This is a genomic window from Serratia sp. Sp408 (genome assembly GCF_057180665.1).
In genome coordinates this window covers 1-14,561 of the sequence record NZ_JBXUFT010000013.1, presented here as the reverse complement: position 1 = coordinate 14,561, position 14,561 = coordinate 1, and the positions used below count along the sequence as shown (strand labels likewise).

At 57.8% G+C, this 14,561-nt stretch carries 15 protein-coding genes and 1 riboswitch; of the genes, 6 read left to right on the top strand and 9 right to left on the bottom strand.

What is annotated here, in order from left to right:
• Positions 1–186: 186 nt before the first annotated feature.
• The 7 genes from thiH to AC2AXP_RS22235 all read right to left on the bottom strand — a co-directional run bounded on the left by thiH (position 187) and on the right by AC2AXP_RS22235 (position 6,514).
• A complete protein-coding gene (gene thiH / locus AC2AXP_RS22265; RefSeq protein WP_004957755.1) occupies positions 187–1,320 on the bottom strand; it encodes a 2-iminoacetate synthase ThiH in 1,134 nt (377 codons plus the stop codon).
• On the bottom strand, positions 1,317–2,099 hold the full coding sequence (locus AC2AXP_RS22260) for a thiazole synthase (protein ID WP_198774127.1): 783 nt from the start codon (positions 2,097–2,099) through the stop codon (positions 1,317–1,319). Before AC2AXP_RS22260 ends, thiH begins: the two co-directional genes overlap by 4 nt.
• A gap of 1 nt (position 2,100) precedes the next feature.
• Positions 2,101–2,301, bottom strand: coding sequence for a sulfur carrier protein ThiS (gene thiS, locus AC2AXP_RS22255; protein ID WP_004957761.1), 201 nt, complete (start codon positions 2,299–2,301; stop codon positions 2,101–2,103).
• The gene (locus AC2AXP_RS22250; protein WP_198774128.1) at positions 2,298–3,062 is read right to left on the bottom strand and encodes a HesA/MoeB/ThiF family protein; all 765 of its coding nucleotides are present in this window, start codon (positions 3,060–3,062) and stop codon (positions 2,298–2,300) included. The genes thiS and AC2AXP_RS22250 overlap by 4 nt, the downstream gene beginning before the upstream one ends.
• A gap of 4 nt (positions 3,063–3,066) precedes the next feature.
• A complete protein-coding gene (thiE, locus tag AC2AXP_RS22245) occupies positions 3,067–3,705 on the bottom strand; it encodes a thiamine phosphate synthase (RefSeq protein ID WP_371902389.1) in 639 nt (212 codons plus the stop codon).
• Complete coding sequence (thiC, locus tag AC2AXP_RS22240) at positions 3,698–5,653, bottom strand: phosphomethylpyrimidine synthase ThiC (protein WP_484381969.1); 1,956 nt, start codon at positions 5,651–5,653, stop codon at positions 3,698–3,700. The genes thiE and thiC overlap by 8 nt, the downstream gene beginning before the upstream one ends.
• A 114-nt stretch (positions 5,654–5,767) precedes the next feature.
• Positions 5,768–5,891: riboswitch (TPP riboswitch) on the bottom strand.
• Between the two features lie 107 nt (positions 5,892–5,998).
• On the bottom strand, positions 5,999–6,514 hold the full coding sequence (locus AC2AXP_RS22235; RefSeq protein WP_004957770.1) for an Rsd/AlgQ family anti-sigma factor: 516 nt from the start codon (positions 6,512–6,514) through the stop codon (positions 5,999–6,001).
• A gap of 99 nt (positions 6,515–6,613) precedes the next feature.
• Between AC2AXP_RS22235 and nudC the strand changes: the two genes are divergently transcribed.
• The 6 genes from nudC to AC2AXP_RS22205 all read left to right on the top strand — a co-directional run bounded on the left by nudC (position 6,614) and on the right by AC2AXP_RS22205 (position 11,126).
• Positions 6,614–7,381: an NAD(+) diphosphatase gene (gene nudC / locus AC2AXP_RS22230; RefSeq protein WP_004957774.1), complete on the top strand. Its 768-nt coding sequence runs from the start codon at positions 6,614–6,616 to the stop codon at positions 7,379–7,381.
• Between the two features lie 163 nt (positions 7,382–7,544).
• Positions 7,545–8,609: a uroporphyrinogen decarboxylase gene (hemE, locus tag AC2AXP_RS22225; protein ID WP_198774130.1), complete on the top strand. Its 1,065-nt coding sequence runs from the start codon at positions 7,545–7,547 to the stop codon at positions 8,607–8,609.
• Positions 8,610–8,630: 21 nt separating this feature from the next.
• The gene (nfi, locus tag AC2AXP_RS22220) at positions 8,631–9,317 is read left to right on the top strand and encodes a deoxyribonuclease V (RefSeq protein ID WP_198774131.1); all 687 of its coding nucleotides are present in this window, start codon (positions 8,631–8,633) and stop codon (positions 9,315–9,317) included.
• Positions 9,318–9,365: 48 nt separating this feature from the next.
• Entirely contained in the window at positions 9,366–9,956 is a 591-nt protein-coding gene (locus AC2AXP_RS22215) for a YjaG family protein (RefSeq protein ID WP_198774132.1), read from the top strand.
• Positions 9,957–10,145: 189 nt separating this feature from the next.
• Positions 10,146–10,418 carry a nucleoid-associated protein HU-alpha gene (hupA, locus tag AC2AXP_RS22210; protein ID WP_004957785.1) on the top strand — a complete coding sequence of 91 codons (273 nt, stop codon included), beginning with the start codon at positions 10,146–10,148 and terminating at the stop codon, positions 10,416–10,418.
• 36 nt (positions 10,419–10,454) lie between these two features.
• Complete coding sequence (locus tag AC2AXP_RS22205; RefSeq protein ID WP_273872439.1) at positions 10,455–11,126, top strand: DUF1481 domain-containing protein; 672 nt, start codon at positions 10,455–10,457, stop codon at positions 11,124–11,126.
• 81 nt (positions 11,127–11,207) lie between these two features.
• On the opposite strand, the gene purD is transcribed toward AC2AXP_RS22205, so the two are convergent.
• On the bottom strand, positions 11,208–12,491 hold the full coding sequence (purD, locus tag AC2AXP_RS22200) for a phosphoribosylamine--glycine ligase (RefSeq protein ID WP_004957790.1): 1,284 nt from the start codon (positions 12,489–12,491) through the stop codon (positions 11,208–11,210).
• Between the two features lie 51 nt (positions 12,492–12,542).
• Complete coding sequence (gene purH / locus AC2AXP_RS22195) at positions 12,543–14,132, bottom strand: bifunctional phosphoribosylaminoimidazolecarboxamide formyltransferase/IMP cyclohydrolase (RefSeq protein ID WP_004957794.1); 1,590 nt, start codon at positions 14,130–14,132, stop codon at positions 12,543–12,545.
• Positions 14,133–14,561: the final 429 nt, after the last annotated feature.

The following is a 14,561-nucleotide window of genomic DNA, read 5'->3' as shown; positions in this document are numbered from 1 at the left end:
TTGCGGTCAGCGGAAGATAGACTCTGGTGCGCGTTGCGCCCGGCGTGGGCGGGGTACCCCGGTTGGCTTCGGGAATGATAGCCAACGGCGTCACTATAACGCCGCTGGTTTTTGATGCCAGCACGGTTTGAACAGGTTGCGCGGCGTTTCCAGTTACTTTGCTGGCCGCGCTGCAAACGTTGCGGCTTATTGCGTGACGCGTCCCAGGAAACTATCCCAATCCTTCCATACCGGTTGTAAACCGGCATCGCCGATCGCCTGCGCCACCTGCTGGGGCGAACGCCCGTCATGTGGTTCAAACTGCTCCAGTTCCGGTGCTACGTCATCGGCATAACCCCCTGGCTGGGTTTTCGAACCGGCGCTGACGCTATTGATTGCCAGCGGGATCACATGATCGCGGAAGTGGGGTGATTCGCGTGTCGACAGCGACAGTTCAACGTCGGGAGCAAACAGCCGGAATGCGCATATCAATTGCACCAGTTGCGCCTCGCTCATCAGCGATGCCGGTTCGATGCCGCCGGCACAGGGCCGCAGCCGCGGGAAGGAGATCGAATAACGGCTCTGCCAGTACGTCTGTTGCAGGTAAAACAGGTGTTCCGCCAGCATGTAGCAATCGGTCCGCCAACTGTTGGACAGACCGATGAGCGCACCGAGGCCGATCTTGTCGATCCCGGCCCGGCCAAGCCGATCCGGCGTTGCCAGCCGCCAATGGAAATCCTGTTTCTGCCCGCGCAGATGGTGCTGCAAATAGGTCGCCGGGTGGTAGGTTTCCTGGTAAACCAGTACGCCATCCAGGCCCAGCGTTTTCAGTTCGGCATAATCCTCCTGCGACATCGGCTGTACCTCCATCATCAGCGAGCTGAAACGGGAGCGAATGTGCGGCAGGTGGCGGCGGAAATACGCCATGCCGACCCGAGTTTGATGCTCGCCGGTGACCAGCAGCAGGTGTTCGAAGCCCAGCGCCTTGATTGCCGTGCACTCCTGCTCGATTTCAGCGGCATCCAGAGTTTTTCGCTTGATGCGGTTACTCATCGAAAAGCCGCAATAAGTACAATCATTGGCGCACAGGTTGGACAAATACAGCGGTACGTAAAAACTCACCACGTTGCCGAAGCGTTGACGAGTCAGCTGCTGGGCGCGCTGTGCCAGCGGCTCCAGATAACCGGCTGCGGCCGGTGAAATCAGCGCCATAAAATCGTCACGCGTCAGTTTTTCAGCATTGAGCGCGCGTTCGACGTCATGTGCAGTTTTACTATTGATGCGCAGGGTGATGTCGTCCCAATCCAGCTGTTGCCAGCGTTGACTGAAATCCTGAGTCATGGTCGCGCCTCCTCACTCTGGCTAAGAAACGCCGTCAGCGGGCTTGAGGCTACTGCACTGCGCTGGCGGCTGCCCAAACCGGCCTGGCGCGCCAGTTCGCCAGCTTCAAGCGCCAAACGGAATGCGTGCGCCATTTGCAGCGGATCGCGCGCCACGGCGATGGCGGTATTGACCAATACCGCATCCGCCCCCAGCTCAATGGCTTCCAGCGCATGGCTTGGCGCACCAATGCCGGCGTCCACCACCACCGGCACATTGGCTTGTTCAATGATGATCTCCAGAAAATCGCGGGTACGCAGCCCACGGTTGGAACCAATCGGCGCCCCCAGCGGCATCACCGCAGCGCAGCCGGCTTCTTCCAACCGCTTGCACAACACCGGATCGGCACCGCAGTAAGGCAGGACGACAAACCCCTCTTTGACCAGGGTTTCCGCCGCCTTCAGCGTTTCTATCGGATCTGGCAGCAGGTATTTCACATCCGGATGAATTTCGAGTTTTACCCAGTGGGTTCCCAGCGCCTCACGCGCCAGGCGAGCGGCAAATATCGCTTCCGCCGCGGTTTTGGCGCCGGAAGTGTTGGGCAACAGACGTACGCCAAGCCGTTGCAGCGGCGCCAGAATGGCATCGTTACCGCCGTGCAGATCAACGCGCTTCATAGCCATGGTCACCAACTGCGAGCCGGAAGCCTGCAGCGCGTCGAGCATCAAGGCCGGGGTGGCGAATTTGCCGGTGCCGGTAAATAAACGCGAGGTAAAGTGGGTATCGGCGATTTGCAGCATATCAGCCTCCGGCAATCGCTTGAAAAAGCAGGATGTCATCACCGTCTTGCACCCAATGGCTGTCCCATTCGGCACGCGGGATAATGGTTTGATTAATCGCCAGTGCGGTACCCGGCTGGTGGCGGTCGAGCTGTTCCAGCAACGCGCTGACGCTGAGGGGCTGCGCCAGTTCCAGCGGACTGTCGTTGAGCAGAATCTTCATTGCTGCCCTCCGCATATCGGGCAGCTACGCGCCTTGCTGAGTTGCAAGGTGCTCCAGCTGTGCTGCTTGCCGTCGAACAGCCGCAGTTTGCCGCTGAGTGCGGAAGGCATGCCCGCCAGCAGCTTGATCGCTTCCAGCGCCTGCAAGGTACCGATTACCCCTACCACCGGGCCAAGCACGCCGGCGGTACGGCAGTTACGCTGTGGCTCGGCATGTTCGGGGTATAGGCAGGCATAACATCCCTGGCTATAGGGCGGTTCGATAACCAGTAACTGGCCACTGAATCCAACCGCACTGCCGCTGATTAACGGCTTGCCGGCGGTGACGCAGGCCTGATTCACCGCGTGACGCGTTGTCATATTGTCGCTGCAATCCAGCACCAGATCGGCGCGGCGCACGGCAGCGGCCAGTTCTTCGCCGTGTAGACGCTGTTCCAGCGCGATCGACTCAACCAGCGGGTTCAACGCTTGCAGGTGGCGCTGCGCCAAACGCGCTTTGCCTTGCGGCACATCGGCGCTGCGATAGAGGATCTGCCGCTGCAGGTTGGTCAGGTGCAGCTTGTCGTCGTCGGCCAGCAACAGCGTGCCGACGCCGGCGGCAGCCAGATACAATGCGGCGGGCGAGCCGAGCCCGCCCAGGCCGACGATCAGCACGCTGGCGCGCTTGATGCTTTCCTGGCCTTGTGGGCCGATGTCTTCCAGCAACAGCTGTCGGCTGTAGCGTAAGAACTCCCGATCGTTAAGAGACGGAGAATTAAGCATGGTGTTACTCCTTGCCTTCGATCAACCGTAGCAGTTCGGCGGTGGCGGCACGCCAGTCCGCAGCCTGGGTGATGGCGCTGACCACGGCGATGCTGCCTACGCCGCATGCCAATACCGCCGGCACGCGATCGATGCCAATCCCGCCGATAGCCACCGTCGGGTAGTCAGCCAGCCCGGCGACGTGGCGCTTTAGCTCGGTCAGCCCCTGCGGTGCGGAGGGCATATCTTTGGTCTGGGTCGGGAAAATGTGCCCGAGCGCGATATAGGACGGCTTGACCGCCTTGGCGCGCGCCAGTTCGGCATCATCGTGGGTTGAAACTCCCAGGCGTAGTCCGGCCTGATGAATCGCCGCCAAATCGCTGTCGTCCAGATCTTCCTGTCCCAGGTGCACGCCATAAGCCCGGTGTTTGATTGCCAGACGCCAGTAGTCGTTAATGAACACCCGTGCCTGATAACGCTTGCCCAGAGCGATGGCGGTGGCGATATCAGCCTCAACTTGCTCTTCAGGTAAGTCTTTGATTCTCAGCTGAATGGTGGTGACGCCTGCCGCCAGCAGTCGTTCGATCCAGACGACGCTGTCGACCACCGGGTATAACCCGAGGCGATGCGGCGTCGCCGGAAAAGGCATGGTGATATCAGCCATTGTTGTCCTCCTGCAAGGCGCTTGCGCTGTGGTACAACTCACTGCCGCGCGAGCGAAATTCGGCGGACATTTTCTCCATGCCGGAGAGCACTTCAATCGGTTTGCCAGCTTGCTGTTCGGCGGCTTTATCTTGCGCGGCGGCGTAGTCGCGTACTTCCTGCGAAATTTTCATCGAGCAGAATTTCGGCCCGCACATCGAGCAGAAATGGGCGATTTTGCCGGATTCCTGCGGCAGGGTTTCGTCGTGGTAGGCACGGGCAGTGGCCGGATCCAACGCCAGGTTGAACTGATCTTCCCAACGGAATTCAAAGCGCGCCTTCGACATGGCGTTATCGCGGATTTGCGCGCCCGGATGGCCTTTGGCCAGATCGGCGGCGTGTGCGGCAATCTTGTAGGTGATCAGGCCCTGTTTAACGTCTTCCTTGTTGGGCAGACCCAGGTGCTCTTTCGGCGTGACGTAACACAGCATGGCGCAACCGAACCAGCCAATCATCGCCGCGCCGATACCGGAGGTGAAGTGGTCATAACCCGGCGCGATATCGGTGGTCAACGGCCCCAGGGTATAAAACGGCGCTTCGTGGCAGTGCTCGAGCTCTTCGGTCATATTGCGGCGGATCATCTGCATCGGCACGTGTCCCGGGCCTTCGATCATGACTTGCACATCGTATTCCCAGGCAATTTTGGTCAACTCACCCAGGGTGTGCAGTTCAGCAAACTGCGCTTCGTCATTGGCATCCTGAATCGACCCTGGGCGCAAGCCATCGCCCAGTGACAGGGAAACGTCGTAGGCGGCGCAGATTTCGCAGATTTCACGGAAGTGCTGGTACAGGAAGTTTTCCTGATGGTGGGACAGACACCACTTGGCCATGATCGAGCCGCCGCGCGACACAATGCCGGTCAGGCGTTTGGCGGTCATCGGCACGTAGCGCAGCAAAACGCCGGCGTGAATGGTGAAGTAATCCACCCCTTGTTCGGCCTGCTCCAGCAGGGTGTCGCGGAACATTTCCCAGGTCAGGTTTTCTGCGACGCCGTTCACTTTTTCCAGCGCCTGGTAAATCGGTACCGTGCCGATCGGCACCGGGCTGTTGCGCAGGATCCACTCGCGGGTTTCGTGGATGTAGCGGCCGGTGGAAAGATCCATCACGGTATCGGCGCCCCAGCGGGTTGACCACACCAGCTTTTCCACTTCTTCTTCAATGGAGGAGGTAACCGCCGAGTTGCCGATATTGGCATTCACCTTGACCAGGAAATTGCGGCCAATGATCATTGGCTCGGATTCCGGGTGGTTGATGTTGGCCGGAATGATGGCACGGCCGGCGGCCACTTCTTGCCGTACGAACTCCGGCGTAATGTTTTCCGGCAGGTTGGCGCCCCAGCTTTGACCTGGGTGCTGCTGGCGCAAAACTTCACCGCGGATGCGCTCGCGCCCCATGTTTTCGCGGATGGCGATAAACTCCATTTCCGGCGTGACGATACCGGCACGCGCATAGTGCAATTGGGTGACGCATTTGCCCGGCAGGGCCTTGCGTGGTTGCGGCAGATGTTCAAAGCGCAGGTGATCCAATCCTTCATCTGCCAGATGTTGCTGGGTGAAACCGGAGCTGACGCCGTTCAGCGTTTCAGTATCATGGCGTTCGTCAATCCAGCCGGCACGCAGTTTGTTCAGTCCACGATGTACGTCCAACTGCGCTTGCGGATCGCCGTAGGGGCCGGCGGTGTCATACACCGGGATGGCTTCATTCTGTTCATACTGCGGCTGTTGTTTGCTGCCGCCGATCAGCGTCGGGCTGAGCTGGATTTCGCGCATTGGCACCTGCAGATCCGGTCGCGAGCCTTCGAGGTAAATGCGGCGAGAATTGGGGAAGGCGACGCCTTGCAGATTGTCGATAAACTGCTGCGCTTCTTCACGTTGTTCTTTACGAGGACGGTTTTTGTTCACATTAGACATAGCAAATTCCTACAAGTCGGGTGAGTTGGGAAAATTGCTTGTCTGGAGCTCGGAGGGAGTAACGATGTTAGCCGATCGGCAGGCGATTGCTGAATATTGGCTGCCTGCCGGCGGTGATTGATTACTCTTGTTCCCTTCGCGGGTATTAACCCGATCAGGTTCCGCGGATCCCGAATTAACGGTCTCAGCCTGGCCGACTTTTAAAAAAGCGCGACGCTAGGCACTCCGACAAGAGCCCCCAGTATAGAAGGGCGTTTAAAAACTACAAGCCTCACGCGCATATTTCAGGATGGAGTGCGTGAGGCCAGCGGTTATTGTGCTGCCGCGCCAGGGCAGCAAGAAAAATCAGGCTGGATGGGACAGCGTTTTGTTACTGGCCGGGTCGGGGTTGTCCTGCTGCCAGGTCTCCGCCGCCAGCAGGATCAGACGATCCTCCAGCGCAAAGCGAGCGGCCAGCACTTCACCGATGTCTGACAGCGCCTGATGAAACTCCAGGCACAGATCCTGGTCGATCTCGATATCGGAATAGCGATCGTGAAACGCCATCACCTGCTCGGTGTTGATCCATAATTTGGGATAGATCTGGGTGGCCAGCGCCATTTTTGGGCTACCTGCGCCTTCCACTTGTTTGATAATTCTGTCATAGATATGAAAATGCCCTGCGGAGAGATAGTCCACCAGATTATGGCAAAAGTTCTCCAACGCTTTTTCATTCAGCGGCGTATGCTTTTCTTTGTTCGGTTTGATCCCTACGAGGGTGCAGTAGGCGACGAGTAACTGCTTGCGCGCCTCAAGCCATTGATCAACTAATTCATTACTACCACCAACGCGCTGAGTCAGGCTTTCCAAGTGGTTGAGCATTTTTGACTCCGTAAGTAAGAAAAAGTAACGGTAAGTTATGAAAATGTAACAAGACCGATTTCTAGAGTGCCAGTGAAGCTGAGGTTGTGCAACAACGATATGGAACTTGCATTAACGGGTAACGAATATGGCTGGTGGATAGTCAGCCATGAAAGCAAACTTTGGTTACCAAACGGTGAATTGCCGTTTGGGACTGCCGACGCGCTCGGGTTGCGCGGCCGTTCGGGGCGACAGATTGGCGAGTGGGAGGGGGCGCCGGTGTGGCTGGTGCGCCAGCCGATGCCGCAGGAGATGGGGTCGGTGCGGCAATTGCTCGATCTCGATCGCGGGTTGTTCCAGCTAGCCGGGCGTGGCGTTCAACTGGCCGATTTTTACCGCTCGCATCAGTTCTGCGGTTACTGTGGCCACCAAATGCACCTGAGCCGTACCGAAAGCGCCTGCCTGTGCGATAACTGCCGCGAACGCTATTATCCGCAAATCGCACCCTGCGTGATTGTCGCCATCCGTCGTGATGACGAAATCCTGCTGGCGCAACACGTTCGTCACCGTGGCGGTATTCATACCGTGTTGGCCGGATTTGTTGAAGTGGGCGAAACCCTCGAGCAGGCGGCAGCGCGCGAAGTGATGGAGGAAAGCAACATTCACATCAAGAATCTGCGTTACGTCACCTCACAGCCGTGGCCATTTCCGCATTCCCTGATGATGGCGTTTATGGCGGATTATGACAGCGGCGAGCTGCGCCACGATCCCAAGGAGCTGTTGCACGCCGGTTGGTATCGCTACGATCGGCTGCCGCTGTTGCCGCCGCCAGGCACCGTAGCGCGGCGTTTAATCGAGGACACCGTGGCCCTGTGCCGCGCGCAATGATGCGCTCGCGCGATGATGCCAGTGGCACGTCACGCTGGCTCCCTACGGACTGTTGCCGCATCGCCGCGACCAGGCGGTTCACCGGGCATGGATCGGCCGTCGTGATGCATCTTCAATTATTTTGGGTATACAATAGCGGCAGATGAATAAGGGAGCCCGATAAATGAATGAGTTGAAAAACGATCGATACCTGCGCGCGCTGCTGCGCCAGCCGGTGGACGTCACCCCCGTATGGATGATGCGCCAGGCCGGTCGTTATTTACCGGAGTACAAGGCAACACGCGCTCAGGCCGGTGATTTTATGTCGCTGTGCAAAAATGCCGAGCTGGCCTGCGAGGTGACGTTACAGCCGCTGCGCCGTTATCCGCTTGACGCGGCGATCCTGTTCTCCGACATTCTGACCATCCCTGATGCCATGGGGCTCGGGCTCTACTTTGAAACCGGCGAAGGTCCGCGTTTCTCGTCGCCGATTACCTGCCGCGCCGAGGTAGAAAAACTGCCGTTGTTCGATCCGGAAGACGAACTGGGTTATGTGATGAACGCGGTACGCACCATTCGCCGTGAACTGAAGGGGCAGGTACCGCTGATTGGTTTCTCCGGAAGTCCGTGGACGCTGGCGACCTATATGGTCGAAGGCGGCAGCAGCAAGGCGTTTACCAAGCTGAAGAAAATGATGTATGCCGAGCCGCAGACGCTGCATCTGCTGTTGGATAAACTGGCGGATAGCGTCATTTTGTATCTCAACGCCCAAATCAGGGCCGGTGCGCAGTCGGTGATGGTATTCGATACCTGGGGTGGCGTACTGACCGGTCGCGATTATGCCGAGTTTTCACTCAATTACATGCATAAGATCGTTGACGGCCTGATCCGTGAGCATGACGGCAGGCGGGTGCCGGTGACGCTGTTTACCAAAGGCGGCGGCCAGTGGCTGGAAGCGATGGCGGCGACCGGCTGCGATGCGCTGGGCCTCGATTGGACCTGCGATATTGCCGATGCGCGCCGCCGGGTTGGCAATAAAGTTGCGCTGCAGGGCAACATGGATCCTTCCATGCTTTATGCTGCACCGCAACGCATCGAACAGGAAGTGGAAACTATCCTGGCTGGCTTCGGCCACGGCGAGGGGCATGTGTTTAACCTGGGGCACGGTATTCATCAGGACGTCCCGCCGGAAAACGCCGGCGTGTTCGTTGACGCTGTGCATGCGCTGTCGGCCAGGTATCACCGTTAACCTGATTCAAGGGGAGGGGCAGTGATTGATACGCAGGCTTTGCGCGCCGAGCAGCTGCAGCGCGCTTCCGACGTTATCCGCACGGATGATTTTATTGTCGATCCGCCGGCCTTTATCGCCGGCTGTGACGTTGGCTTCGAGCAGGAAGGCGCGGTAACGCGCGCCGCTATCGCCATCCTGCGTTATCCCTCACTGGCGCTGGTGGAATATCAAATCGCCCGCGTTGCCACCACCATGCCTTACATCCCCGGCTTTCTCTCGTTTCGCGAATACCCGGCATTACTGGCGGCCTGGCAACAGTTGCAGCAGAAACCCGACCTGATCTTTGTCGACGGGCACGGTATTTCGCATCCGCGCCGGTTAGGGGTCGCCAGCCACTTTGGCCTGCTGGTGGACGTACCGACCATTGGCGTGGCGAAAAAACGCCTGTGCGGTACGTTTGAGCCGCTGGAGGATGTGCAGGGAGCTCTGGAGCCGCTGCTCGACAAGGGCGAGCAGCTCGGTTGGGTATGGCGCAGCAAGGCACGTTGCAACCCGTTGTTTATCGCCACCGGCCATCGCGTCAGCGCCGATAGCGCGCTGGCCTGGGTAAAACGTTGCATGGCGGGTTACCGTTTGCCGGAGCCGACACGCTGGGCCGATGCTATCGCCTCGCGCCGCCCGGCCTTCCAGCGCTGGCTGGCCGCGCATCCAGAGGTGTCGCCATGAGCGATTTCGGGTACACTGCGCCGCAGATAACGCGTAAGAGAGTAGACAATGCTACGTAACCCGATTCATTTACGTCTGGAAAAGCTTGAAAGCTGGCAACATTTGACCTTTATGGCTAGTCTGTGCGAGCGTATGTACCCGAATTACCAGATGTTCTGCCTACAAACCGAGTTTGGCGATCCGGCGATTTATCGTCGTATTCTGGATTTGGTGTGGGAAACGCTGGTAGTGAAAGACGCCAAGGTCAACTTCGATAGTCAGCTTGAGAAGTTGGAACAGGCGATTCCTTCGGCAGAAGATTACGATCTTTACGGCGTTTACCCGGCGATCGATGCCTGCATCGCATTAGGGGAACTGATTCATTCGCGGCTCAGCGGGGAGACGTTGGAGCACGCCGTCGCCATCAGCGAAACCTCAATTCGCACCGTGGCGATGTTGGAAATGACCCAGGCCGGGAAAGAAATGACCGATGAAGAACTGAAGGTGATGCCGGCAGTTGAGGAGGAATGGGACATCCAATGGGAAATTTTCCGCCTGTTGGCAGCCTGCGAGGAGCGCGATGTAGACCTGATCAAAGGGCTGCGATCCGACCTTCGCGAGGCTGGTGTGAGTAACATCGGGATAAATTTAACGCAATAAGGCAAGAAAACGTGATTTAACGCCTGATTTGTCATGCCTTAAGGCTTCACATCCGCACCCTGTCTGGTCTACATTTGGGGGGCGTAAAAAAAGTGGCTATCGGTGCGTGTATGCAGGAGAGTGCTGTCAATCGGCATATCCGTCGCACTCGATGCTTTGCAAACGATAAACACACTGTAAGGATAACTTATGAACAAGACTCAACTGATTGATGTAATCGCAGACAAGGCTGACCTTTCCAAAGCACAGGCTAAACTGGCTCTGGAATCTACCCTGGCTGCCATTACCGAGTCTCTGAAAGAAGGTGATGCAGTACAATTGGTTGGTTTCGGTACTTTCAAAGTAAACCATCGTGCAGAGCGCACTGGCCGCAACCCACAAACTGGTAAAGAAATCAAAATCGCAGCCGCTAACGTACCTGCGTTCGTTTCTGGCAAAGCACTGAAAGACGCTGTTAAGTAAGACCGCGTGTTGGTGAAAAGATTAAACAGGGGGGCTTTGAAGCCCCTTTTGTTTGTCCGACGGGCGCTCATTGTCATCGGCGTTGCCGCTGGCCTGGGCGCCTGCAGTTGGCATCAGGATCCTCCCAGCTTTACCGCCAGCGGCTATGTGGCCGATCAAGGGGCGATTCGCCTGTGGCGTAAAGATGACGATCGGCAGCACCCGCTGGTGCTGATGACCGTTTACAGCCCTTATCGCGGGATAGGCACCGTAACCACCCACTATGAATACCAGAACGGCGAGCTACGACAGATCAAACGTGTCGACGCCGACGGTAATAAAGACTCGATCCAACTGCGCTTCGCCGATGACGGCACGGTAAGCTTTATGCAGCGCCAGCTTGCCACGCGACGTGAACAGTTATCCAGTGATGATATTGCGCGCTACAAATACCAGGCGCGACGCGTGCTGGAGTTAAGTAACGCATTGCGTGCCGGCAAGGTGCAATTGCTGCAGGGGCGTTGGCAGCAGGGCACGGTGCAAACCTGTGCGGGAGAACGGATCAATCCGGGGCTGAATAGCTCGTCGAACGCCTGGATTGAACGGCGTGCGCAAAACAGCAGTGGGCCATTGAGTATTGCCTGGCTTGAAGCACCGGAAGGGCGTGAGCTATTGCTGGTGGCTAACGAAGACTTCTGCAACTGGGAACCGAAGGAAAGCTCGCTGTAGGCATCGAGCGCAGCTCGGTGTGCAGGAGGGCTGGAAAGTTGTGGATAGGGCGCAGCGGACTACGCCCTACCGGCAGCCGGGTTACTTGCCGCGTGCGATAGCGCGGTAACCAATGTCCTTACGGCAGAAACTGCCCGGCCATTGAATGCCTTCCGCCAATTGATAAGCGCGCTGCTGTGCCTGGGCAACCGTTGCGCCCAGTGCGGTTACGCATAATACGCGCCCACCGCTGGTCACTACCTCATCGCCTGCCATTTGCGTACCAGCGTGGAACACTTTACCGTCAGCGCTGGCCTGCTGCGGCAATCCCTGGATCACGTCACCGGTGCGGTAATCGGCAGGATAACCGCCGGCCGCCAGCACCACGCCCAGCGCAGGGCGATCGTCCCACTCGGAGGTTTTCTGATCCAGTTTGCCCTCGGCGCCCGCCAGGCATAGCTCGACCAGATCGGAACGTAGGCGCAACATGATGGGTTGCGTTTCCGGATCGCCGAAGCGGCAGTTGAATTCAATCACCTTTGGCTGACCATCGGCAGAAATCATCAGCCCGGCATACAGAAAACCGACATAGGTATTGCCTTCCGCCGCCATGCCACGCACCGTTGGCCAGATAACCTGCTCCATCACGCGTTGGTGGATCTGGTCGGTCACCACCGGTGCGGGAGAGTAAGCGCCCATACCGCCGGTATTCGGGCCGCTGTCGCCATCACCGACGCGTTTGTGATCCTGACTGGTGGCCATCGGCACCACGTGCTCACCGTCGACCATAACGATAAAACTGGCTTCCTCACCATCCAGAAACTCTTCCACCACGATGCGGTGGCCAGCATTACCGAACGCATTGCCAGCCAGCATGTCCTGAACTGCGGCTTCGGCTTCCTGCAATGTCATGGCGACAATAACGCCTTTACCCGCGGCCAGGCCGTCGGCCTTGATGACGATCGGTGCACCTTTGCTGCGCACGTAGGCCAGCGCCGGCTCGACTTCGGTAAAGTTCTGGTATTCCGCACTGGGAATGCGATGGCGCGCCAGAAAATCCTTGGTAAAGGCCTTGGAGCCTTCCAACTGGGCGGCGGCTTGCGTCGGGCCGAAGATCTTCAGGCCGGCGGCCTGGAATGCGTCCACAACGCCGATCACCAGTGGGGCTTCAGGACCGACAATGGTCAGCCCGATATCGTTGTCTTGTGCAAAGGCTAACAGTGCTGGGATATCCGTCGCGGAGATAGCGACGTTTTCCAGGTTTGCTTCCAGCGCAGTGCCGGCATTGCCCGGCGCGACATACACTTTCTCTGCCAGCGGTGACTGAGCGGCTTTCCAGGCCAGGGCGTGTTCCCGCCCGCCGTTGCCAATAATTAGAATATTCATCAGGTGCTCCACGAACGGCGTGCGCAGCGGTGCGCACGCAATGAAAGAGAATTAATGGCGGAAATGACGCATGTCAGTGAAGATCATGGCAATACCGTGTTCATTGGCGGCGGCAATCACTTCATCATCGCGAATTGAACCACCTGGCTGGATGACACAGGTAATGCCAACCGCCGCTGCCGCGTCAATGCCGTCACGGAACGGGAAGAAGGCGTCAGACGCCATGGCGGAGCCTTTCACTTCCAGCCCTTCATCGGCGGCTTTGATACCGGCGATTTTCGCGGAGTAAACGCGGCTCATTTGGCCTGCGCCGATACCGATGGTCATATTGTCGCGGGCATAAACGATGGCGTTGGATTTGACGAATTTAGCCACCTTCCAGCAGAACAGCGCATCACGCAGTTCCTGTGCCGAAGGCTGACGTTCGGTCACTACGCGCAGATCGTCTTCGCTAACCATGCCCAAATCGCGGTCCTGTACCAGTAAACCGCCGTTGACGCGTTTGAAATCCAGGCCGGCGACGCGTTGCTGCCACTGGCCACAGGCCAGTACGCGCACGTTTTGTTTGCCTGCCAGCAGGCTGCGCGCTTCTTCACTGATGGCTGGCGCGATAATCACTTCCACAAACTGGCGGCTGATGATCGCCTGCGCGGTGGCGGCATCCAGCTCGCGGTTGAAGGCAATAATGCCGCCGAACGCTGAGGTTGGATCGGTTTGGTAGGCCCGCTCATAGGCGGACAGCGTGCTCTCGCCGATGGCCACGCCGCACGGGTTGGCGTGCTTGACGATCACACAGGCCGGTTCGGCAAATTCCTTGACGCATTCCAGTGCGGCGTCGGTATCGGCAATGTTGTTGTAAGACAGCGCTTTGCCTTGCAGCTGAGTGGCGGTAGCGACCGATGCTTCGTGCAGGTTCTCTTCTATATAGAAGGCGGCCTGCTGGTGGCTGTTTTCGCCGTAACGCATATCCTGCTTCTTCACGTAGTTCAGATTCAGCGTACGCGGGAAGCGGCCGGCAGGTTGTTCGGTATCACCGTGGTAGGCCGGCACCAATGCACCAAAGTAATTGGCGATCATGCTGTCATAAGCTGCGGTATGCTCAAAGGCCTTGATCGCCAGGTTAAAGCGGGTGCTGTACAGCAGAGAACCGGCGTTGTTGTCCAGCTCGGTAATGATGGCGGCGTAGTCGCTGCTCTTTACGACGATGGCAACGTCTTTGTGGTTCTTGGCCGCCGAGCGCACCATGGTTGGGCCGCCGATATCGATGTTCTCGACGGCGTCTTCCAGTGAGCAGTCCGGGCGCGCTACCGTTTGGGCAAATGGATACAGATTGACGACCACCATATCGATCGGCTGGATGGCATGTTGGGCCATGATCTCATCGTCCTGCCCGCGACGTCCCAGAATGCCGCCATGGATCTTGGGGTGTAGGGTTTTGACTCGTCCGTCCATCATTTCCGGGAAGCCGGTATAGTCGGAAACTTCGGTAACAGGCAGACCGGCATCGGCCAGCAGGCGGGCGGTGCCGCCAGTGGAGAGCAGTTCAACGCCGCGGCTTACCAACGCGTTGGCAAATTCAACGATACCGGCTTTGTCAGAAACGCTGAGCAGCGCCCGGCGGATTGGACGAGGTTGTTGCATGGTTTTATCCCTTGGCTTTTTGAGTCGCAATAATAAGAGCGTTACGTGAATCTCTACCTTTTGCCTCTATTTAGCGTCTATATAGAGAACGGCAGGAACAGATTCAGCTAACGCCCCCGTAAAAGGGGACCGTTTCATCGTCGGGAATTGTAGCGAAAACGTTTGCGCGGCGCTCGTAAATTTTCCCCTCAAATGGCTTCTGTGGATAAGTTTGTGCAAAACAGGGTATAAAGCCGTGTTTTGCTGTGGAATGCAGCAAACGATCGATTTTGTTGAAAATACCTGTTGCGGCCTGCGCTGAACTCCCTATAATGCGCCTCCATCGACCGGGCACAACGGCAAGTGATTCACTTCACAAGCTAGCCAGGGCGAAAGAGAAAAAATCCTGAAAAAACGGGTTGACTCTGAAAGAGGAAAGCGTAATATACG